Here is an 8,212-nt window from a genome sequence, read left to right on the forward strand (position 1 = left end):
GGATTCGGCCGACCCGGATCAACCGGAAGGGTTCAGCAGGACCGCAACCGCCCGGCCCGGACCAGCCGGCCCGGACCGGCCCCAACCTCGGGCCTCAGCGGAACTGCGACGGGCCGAACCCGCCCCCGCTCAGTCGCCGTACCCTGCCGGCTCCCGCGGCCGGTCCGGACGGTCGTACGCCGGCGGTCGCGCGGGCGCGGGCGGCCGCAGCGGCCCGCGGGCCAGGCGGTGCGCCCCGAACGCCAGCAGCACCGCGAGCAGCCCGCCGCCGCCGGTCCACAGCCACCGCGGCGACCACCACGTGCCGGCCCAGCCGTCCGAAGGCGCGACGAGCGGGCCGTTGGCGGTCACCACCGGCGCCACGGAGCCGTCGACCGCCTGGCGGCCGGCGGTGCCGTCCGAGGTGGCCTCGACCGCGGCCTGCACCGGCTGCCCGAGGTCGGTCGAGGGCAGGTCGAGGACGGTCACCCGGACGTAGTACGCGCCGCGCAGCGGGTCGTTCGCCCACGGCTCGGACCACGAGCGGATGGTCCGCAGGTGGCAGACGAGGTCGACGGAGGCCGCGTCGGTGGCCGCGGTGACGGTCTGGGTGCCGTAGCGGCAGGGCTGGCGGCGGCGCAGGCCGTCGTAGACGTCGACCTGCCAGGTCGACGCGCCGTGCCGGGTGGCGGTGGTGGGGAAGGTGACGGTGGCGTGCACGGTGACGTGCTGCCCGGTGTCGGCGGGGAACTGCCAGTACAGGTAGTCGCCGGTGGAGGCGTCGGCCGTGGCGTGGACGCCCTGGTCGATGACGGTGGCGGTGCGGAAGTCGGTGCCGGCCTGGGTGGGCGGCCCGTCGGACCCGGTGGCGGTGGCCGTGGGGTCCGGGCTGCCGGAGGAGTCGTCGGCGGCGGCCGGTCCGGTCAGCGCGGTGAGGGCGGCTGCCGCCAGCAAAGTGGCGGCGCCGAGCAGTCGTACGGTGCGCATCAGCGGGTCCTCCCGGTATTCATGCGCCAGCGGGCGGCCCAGCCGGTGAGCAGTCCGGCGACGGCGCCGGTGGCGGCGAGCAGGCCGAGCAGCCACCAGCCGCGGCCGAGCCCGTAGAAGGCCACGTCGGAGGGCTGGTCAGGGCTGTGCACGAGGTCGATGGACAGCTCGACCGGCAGCCCCGGGGTGGTCTTGACGGAGGCGGGCGCGGAGTAGGAGTTGCCGATCTGGAGGCACACGGTCTCGGCCGGGGTGTCGTCGTCGGCCTTCGGCTTCGGGTAACGGATGCCGGCCGAGACGGAGTCGGTGCGTCCGGTACCGCCTTCGTCGTCGCGGACGATCTCGCGCCCGTGCAGGGTGACACCGCGCAGCAGCACGCCGTAGTCGGCGTTCACCGAGCGGTCGTCGGAGACCGTGGCGGCGGCGCGCAGTTCCTGGCCGGGGCGGACGTCGACGCGGTACCAGCGGTTCTGGGAGAACGTCTCGCGGTCGGTGTACAGGCCGCGCTTGAGTACGGGCGCGGCCGCGCAGGTGTCGGCGCCCTGGACCGCGGTGGGGGTCACCGCCGTGTCGGTGCTGCGCTTGACGAGCTGCTTGACCTTGGTGGTGAGCTGCTGGCGGTGCTGCACGGTGGTGTAGGTGCCGCCGGTGGCCTCGGCGATGCAGCTGAGCTGGCTGCGGGTGTGGGTGTCGGGGACGAGGCCGAGGGTGTCGATGGTGAGGTCCACGCCCTGGGCGGCGATCTGCCGGGCGACGTCGCAGGGGTTGGCCGCGCAGGTGTCCTCGCCGTCGGTGATGAGGACCAGGCGGTGGGTGCCGTCGCCGCCCTTGATGTCGCTCGCGGCCGCGAGCAGTGCGGGGCCGATCGGGGTCCAGCCGGTGGGCTGGAGGGTGGCGACGGCGCTCTTGGCCTGGTCGCGGTTGAGGGTGCCGACGGGGTAGAGCTGCCGGGTGTCCTTGCAGCCGGTCTTGCGGTCGTCGCCGGGGTAGTTCGCGCCCAGGGTGCGTATGCCGAGCTCGACGCCCTGGGGCGTGGAGTCCAGTACGTCGTCGAACGCCTGCTTCGCCGCGGACATCCGGGACTGTCCGTCGATGTCCTTGGCGCTCATCGAACCGCTGACGTCGAGGACGAGTTCGACCTTGGGGGTGGCCCCCGGGACGGGCTCCCCGGCTTGGGCGGTGGCCGGCAGGAGGCCGCAGGCGAGCGCGGCCATCAGCCCGCAGGCCGAGCCGGCGGCCAGTAGCTTTCGGATGATCATCGGTGGATCGTAGTGAAGGGTGGGCCGATTCCCGAAGTCGGCTGGTCAGCATGGGCGTTGGACGCAATCGGACGGACTTTGACGTTTCTTTACAACCCGGGCGCGGGCCGGGTCGTCTCTGCTCCCGATTCCGGACGACGGGTTCCGCGAGTCGCCCGGGGAAGCCCCGGGAGGGGCCTGGGAAGACATCCGGGGAGACAAGGAGCAGGATATGCGCATCAGTTCACTCGCCGCGGGGACCGCGGGGACCGCGGTGTTCGCGGTGGCCGCGCTGGGAGCCGTACCGGCGATGGCGTCCTCGCCCGTCGCGGATGCCTCCGGCACCCCGATGTGCGCCACTTCACAGCTCAGTGCCGCTCTCGGCGGCGGCGACGCGGGCGCCGGGAACCTCTACAACTACCTGGTGTTCACCAACACCGGTTCGACGACCTGTCACCTGACGGGCTACCCGGGCCTGTCGATGCTCGACGCGAGCGGCAAGCAGATCGGCCTGCCCGCCACGCGGGACGCGCGGACGTACTCCGCGGTCGTACTGAAGCCCGGCGCGTCGGCGAGCGACACCATCCACACCGTCAACCACCAGGGCACGTGCCTGCCGGCGTCCACGAAGCTGAAGGTCTACCCGCCGGGGAACACCGCGTCGCTGACGATCCCGGGTGCGATCACCGACTGCTACAACACCTTCGCCATCACCCCGCTCGCGGCCGGCAAGGGCGGCAATGACGGCGGCACCCCGACGGCCGCGCCGACCACCGCGCCGTCGAAGGGCAGCACCGGCGGCGCGCAGGTGCCGACGGTGCCTTCCGGCGCCCCTGACACCGGCCTGGCCGAGACCGGTTCGCACGGCGGGAACACCACGGCGCTCGCCGCGACCGGCGCAGGCGTACTCGCGCTGGGCGGCGCCGGCATCGCGGTGGTGCGCCGCCGCAGGGTGCGGGACGGCCGTTGAGCCGCGCGGCCGGCGTGACCGCCGTACGCCAGGGGGCCGCCGGCCGCCGGACCCGCCGCAGGGGCGCCGTGTGCGCGCTCGCGGCGGGTCTGGCGTTGCTGTGCGGGTGCACGTCGACCTCGCCCGCGCAGACGCCGTCCGGTGGTGGGTCGGTGCCCCCGACCACCTCCGTCCCGGCGGACGGCGGCTCCGGCCCGTCCGCCACCGCGCCCGCGGCGTCCGCGCGGCCGATGGCGCGTTCGGTGCCGGCGCGGCTGCGTATCCCCTCGATCGGCGTCGACACGACCGTCATGGCGCTGGGCCTGGCCGCCGACGGCGAGGTGAAGGTGCCGCCGATCGAGAAGAACGCCCCTGCGGGGTGGTACGACGGCTCGCCGACCCCCGGCCAGCTCGGCCCCTCGGTGATCCTCGGCCACGTCACGGTGGGTTCGTACGGCGACGGGGTGTTCCTGCGTCTGGACAAGGTGCGCAAGGGGGAGACCGTGTCGGTGGTCCGGGCGGACGGTTCGGTGGCGACCTTCGCCGTCGACCGGGTGCAGACCGTCTCCAAGGCCCATTTCCCGACATCCTCGGTGTACGGGAACGTCAACCGCCCCGAACTGCGTCTCATCACGTGCGGCGGGACCCGGATCAGCGGGGGCGGCGGCTATCCGGACAACGTGATCGTCTACGCCTCGCTGGTGTCCGGGTCGTGAGCCCGAGGGCGCCCGCCGGTCCGGCCGGCCTGACCGGGCCGGTACGGTCGGCCGGGCCCGCCGGGCAGTCACGACGACAAGCGAGGGGAGCGACCATCCGGTCTCAAGAGCGCGCGGCCTCCGAGCTGTTCGCGGCCCTGTACCCGCGACTGGCGGGCTGGGTGCGCAAGCTGGTGGACGACGACGGGACCGCGCACGAGATCGCCTCCGAGGCATTCACCAGGCTCTGGGCACGCTGGACGAAGGTGGAGGAGCCCAGCGGCTTCCTCTACGTGACCGCGGCGAACCTGGTGCGCGACCACTGGCGCAAACTGGAGCGCGAGCGGCGCGCGCTGCGCCGGGTGAAGACGGAGGAAGCGGTGAAGCAGCAGCCGGAGGCGACCGACCCCACGGTGCGGATGCTGGTGCAGTCGCTGCCCGAGCGGATGCGCGACCCGGCCCTGCTCTACTACTACGCGGACCTGCCGGTCCGGGAGGTGGCGGCCCTGCTGGGCCGCAGGGAGGGCACCGTCAAGGCCGACCTGCACGCCGCCCGCGAACTGCTGCGCGCCAAGCTCGGGGAGCACCATGACCGGATTTCCTGACGGCCCCACAGTTCCGGACGGGTCCGGGACCCCCGAGGGTTCCGGCGTGCCCGGCGGTTCCGGCGTGCCCGGCGAGCGCGTTCAGCGGGCGAACGGCTTCGACCGCCTCGGCGGCTTCGACGATCCCTCGGATGAGGGTTCCGGCCACCACCTGGACCGCGATTTCGGCCACGACCTGACCCACGACTTCGACGACCGCCCGCCTGGCCCGGGCCGCGGCGACGACACGGACCCCGTGGAGCGGCTGCTGCGGCCCACGGGCGGCTACCTGTCCGCCCCGCCGGGCGCGTTCGAGCGCATCAGGCGCCGCGCCGCGCGTCGGCGCAGGGTACGGACCCTGGCCGGCGGCACCGCGGCCGCCGCGGTCATCGCCGGCGCGCTGTTCGTGACCGGGGTGATCGCTCCCGGCGACGACGGCAAGGTGGTCGGCCCACCGGCCGACCGCTCCCTGGCCAGCAGCGGCCCCGCGCCCTCCGGGCGGCCGACGACCACGCCCTCCGAGCAGCGGGCCACCGGCAAGGACGGCGCACCCACCCCCACCGTGCCCTCCGCCACCGGGCCGTCCGCCGACGCCACGTCCGGCGCGCCCGGCACGGCGCCCTCCACTCCCCCGACGACGGCGGACACCAGCCCGATGTGCACGGCCGCTCAGCTCACCGCGACCCTGGGCGGCAGCGACGCGGGCGCCGGCAACCTCTACCGCTATCTGGTGATCACCAACACCAGCCGGACGGCCTGCCATGTCGCGGGCTACCCGGGCCTGTCGATGCTCGACGCGAACGGCACGCAGATCGGTCAGCCCGCCACCCGCCGGGCACTGGACTACTTCCCCGTCGTACTCAAGCCCGGCGGCAGCGCCAGCAACACGATCCACACGGTCAACCAGCAGGGCACCTGCCTGGCCACCTCTGCCCAGCTCAAGATGTACCCGCCGGGCAGCAAGGCGTCGCTGAAGTTCGCCGGGCAGATCACCGACTGCGACGACATGTTCGAGATCACCCCCTTCACCGCGGGCAGGACCGGCAACCCGCCGTCCTGAGCGCATCGCGCCACACCCGTGACCGCGCCCTCCCCGGTGCGGCACGCCCCCAGGCCGGGGCGCGCCGTACCGGCAGGCGGCGGACAGGCGCGCGCCCGGCGCACGAAGCTTTGGAACAAGGCTCAATGCGATAACGGCCTGGAGTCGCTGCGGGCGGACCTGATCGCGCACACCCGCGGGCCGCTGCACGACGACGCGGCGATGCTGCTGCTGCGCTACCGGGACCCGAGGGCGCGTCCCGCGCCCGCGGCTGAACCGACGCCGGCGACGGCCGAGCCGGAGACGGCGGCGACGGAGGCCGGGACGGACCCGGTCGGCCCCGGCGGCTCCGGCGCCGGCTCCGACGAGGTCAGCGGCACTCCGGGTGGCCCCAGCCGTCCGGGTTCTTCGTGATCGGCTCGCCCGCGGCGTAGGGGCGGCCGCAGCGGCACCGGCCGGGGTACTTCGCCTTCAAGGTGCGCACCTGCCCGCCACCGGCCGGGTCGGCGGCGCCCAGCGCGCCGCGCGTGCCGGACCGGGCGGCACCCTTGGCCGGCTTGCGGCTGCTCGCGGGCGCGGGGGGCGGCTCCGGGGAACCCTGGGCGCTGCCCGCGGACTGCTGGGCGACGGCGGCCTGGCTGGCGGCGCGGTCGGCGAAGTCGTTGAGCCGGTCGCCGTCGACCTGGTGCGCGGGCACGTAACGGAACTCGACGGTACGGCCGGTGAGGAGGGCATCGATGCGGACCACCAACTCCTGGTTGGCCACGGGCTTGCCGGCGGAGTTCTTCCAGCCGTTGCGCTTCCAGCCCGGCAGCCAGGTGGTGACGGCCTTCATGGCGTACTGGGAGTCCATCCGGATCTCCAGCGGCACCGCGGCATCGACGGCGGTCAACAGCCGTTCCAGGGCGGTGAGTTCGGCGACGTTGTTGGTCGCGGTACCCAACGGCCCCGCCTCCCACTGCTCGGGCTCGCCCGAGCCGTCTGCCATGACCCAGGCCCAGCCGGCCGGACCCGGATTTCCTTTGGACGCGCCGTCACAAGCGGCGGTGATGCGGTCTGCCACGCTCCGATCATGCCACCTGGCGGGGACCGCGCGGACCCGGGCCGGTCACGTACGCCATCCCATCCGCGCCCGTGCCCGTACCGGTATCCGTACCCGTACCGGTGTCCGCGCCGTCACGCCGCCCTGGCGCCGGTCACTTCAGCTGCACGTGCGCGGCTGCGGTGTGCTCACGGACCTGCTCCGGTGTCATGTAGGCATCGGTGTACTCGAAGTCGCGCAACGCGGCCGGTGTGCGGGACAGCAAGCCGGTGCGCACGAAGTCGTCCCCGGCGACTGCGTTGAGCAGCCAGTTGGTGAGCACGCGGGTCTTGGCCACATTGGTGCGCAGCGCGGACCAGTGGTAGCCGCGGGCGACGGCCTGGGCGGGCAGGCCGCGCAGTTCCACGCCGAGCGGCTTGGAGACGGCGTCCCGGCCGCCGAGGTCCACGACGAGGCCGAGGTCCTTGTGCATGTAGGGCTGGAGCGGCTGACCGCGCAGGGACGCGATGACGTTGTCGGCGGCCTTGCGGCCCTGGCGCATGGCGTGTTGGGCGGTGGGCGGGCAGACCGCGGTCTCGTCGTCCTTCGTGAGGTCGGGTACGGCGGCGGCGTCGCCGAGGGCGAAGACCCCGGAGCGCCCGGGTACCGACATCTGGGCGCTCACCGCCAGGCGGCCGCGTACCGTCTCCGCGTCGAGCGTGGCGATCAGCGGGCTCGCGACGACGCCGGCGGTCCAGATCAGGGTGCGGCAGGGCAGCACGCGGCCGTCGGTGAAGGTGACCTCCTCCGGGCCGGCCTTGGCGATGGACACGCCGAGCGAGATGTCGATGCCGCGGTCCCGGAGGATCTTCTGCGCGCTGAGGCCGAGCTTGTCGCCGAGTTCGGGCATCAGCTTCGGCGCGATGTCGATCAGGTGCCACCTGATCTGGCGCGGGTCCAGCCGCGGGTAGCGGGTCGCCGCGTTGCTGGTCAGGCGCTGGAGGCAGGCGGCGGTCTCGGTGCCCGCGTATCCGCCGCCGACGACGACGAACTGCAGCCGCGAGGTGCGCTCGGCCTCGTCCTGGCTGGCGTCGGCGAGGTCGAGCTGCGAGATGACGTGGTCGCGGACGAACGTGGCCTCGGCGAGTGTCTTCATGCCCCGCGCGTTGTCCGCCAGCCCCGGGATGTCGAAGGTGCGGGTGACGCTGCCGGGCGCCAGCACGATGTAGTCGTACGGCTCGTCGACGGTCTCGCCGGTGATCTTCCGGACCACGCAGACCTTGGCTTTGGTGTCCACGCCGATCGCGCCGCCGGGGATGATCCGGGTCCGGTACTTCTCACTGCGGCGCAGCGACACCGCGATCGACTGCGGGGAGAGCATGCCGGAGGCCACCTGCGGCAGCAGCGGCAGGTAGAGCTGGTACGAGAACGGCGTCACGAGGGCGACGTCCGCCTCGTCGGCGCTCAGTCTGCGCTCCAGCCGCCGTACGCACCCCACGCCGGCGAAGCCCGCGCCCACCACGAGGATCTTCGGTCGTGCCACGATAACCCTTCCCTTCTGCGGCCCGGCTGCTGTCCTTGGCTGTGCGCCTGCCCGCGGATCGCGGCCTCGCACTACCGTCCTACCCCGCCGGTGGGTGGGCCGCCAGCGGAACGGCGGGGCGGGGCCCGGGCGGAGGCCGGTACGAACCCTCGCGCCGAGGTGGGAACGGGCCGGGAA

Annotated in this window: 9 protein-coding genes; 5 read left to right on the forward strand and 4 right to left on the reverse strand. The window is 73.8% G+C overall.

Features of this window, described 5'->3' with window-relative positions:
- Positions 1-129 precede the first annotated feature (129 nt).
- Both AC13HU_RS25575 and AC13HU_RS25580 read right to left on the reverse strand, forming a co-directional pair.
- Positions 130-966 carry a hypothetical protein gene (locus AC13HU_RS25575; protein WP_483044294.1) on the reverse strand — a complete coding sequence of 279 codons (837 nt, stop codon included), beginning with the start codon at positions 964-966 and terminating at the stop codon, positions 130-132.
- Positions 966-2,225, reverse strand: coding sequence for a VWA domain-containing protein (locus tag AC13HU_RS25580; RefSeq protein WP_483044295.1), 1,260 nt, complete (start codon positions 2,223-2,225; stop codon positions 966-968). Before AC13HU_RS25580 ends, AC13HU_RS25575 begins: the two co-directional genes overlap by 1 nt.
- Positions 2,226-2,436: 211 nt before the next feature.
- On the opposite strand from AC13HU_RS25580, the gene AC13HU_RS25585 reads away from it, so the two are divergent.
- From AC13HU_RS25585 to AC13HU_RS25605, 5 genes are all read left to right on the forward strand, one after another.
- A complete protein-coding gene (locus tag AC13HU_RS25585) occupies positions 2,437-3,174 on the forward strand; it encodes a DUF4232 domain-containing protein (RefSeq protein ID WP_483044296.1) in 738 nt (245 codons plus the stop codon).
- A complete protein-coding gene (locus tag AC13HU_RS25590; protein ID WP_483044297.1) occupies positions 3,171-3,869 on the forward strand; it encodes a class F sortase in 699 nt (232 codons plus the stop codon). The genes AC13HU_RS25585 and AC13HU_RS25590 overlap by 4 nt, the downstream gene beginning before the upstream one ends.
- A gap of 95 nt (positions 3,870-3,964) precedes the next feature.
- Positions 3,965-4,453 (forward strand): RNA polymerase sigma factor, encoded by a 489-nt coding sequence (locus AC13HU_RS25595; protein ID WP_483044302.1) that lies wholly within the window; start codon positions 3,965-3,967, stop codon positions 4,451-4,453.
- Complete coding sequence (locus AC13HU_RS25600) at positions 4,437-5,492, forward strand: DUF4232 domain-containing protein (protein ID WP_483044298.1); 1,056 nt, start codon at positions 4,437-4,439, stop codon at positions 5,490-5,492. The genes AC13HU_RS25595 and AC13HU_RS25600 overlap by 17 nt, the downstream gene beginning before the upstream one ends.
- A gap of 18 nt (positions 5,493-5,510) precedes the next feature.
- A complete protein-coding gene (locus AC13HU_RS25605) occupies positions 5,511-5,885 on the forward strand; it encodes a hypothetical protein (protein WP_483044299.1) in 375 nt (124 codons plus the stop codon).
- On the opposite strand, the gene AC13HU_RS25610 is transcribed toward AC13HU_RS25605, so the two are convergent.
- Both AC13HU_RS25610 and AC13HU_RS25615 read right to left on the reverse strand, forming a co-directional pair.
- Complete coding sequence (locus tag AC13HU_RS25610) at positions 5,842-6,534, reverse strand: ribonuclease H family protein (RefSeq protein WP_483044300.1); 693 nt, start codon at positions 6,532-6,534, stop codon at positions 5,842-5,844. The two genes, AC13HU_RS25605 and AC13HU_RS25610, sit on opposite strands and share 44 nt — an antisense overlap.
- A 133-nt stretch (positions 6,535-6,667) precedes the next feature.
- A complete protein-coding gene (locus AC13HU_RS25615; RefSeq protein ID WP_483044301.1) occupies positions 6,668-8,035 on the reverse strand; it encodes an NAD(P)/FAD-dependent oxidoreductase in 1,368 nt (455 codons plus the stop codon).
- Positions 8,036-8,212 lie beyond the last annotated feature (177 nt).

This window comes from Streptomyces sp. NH27 (genome assembly GCF_056859195.1).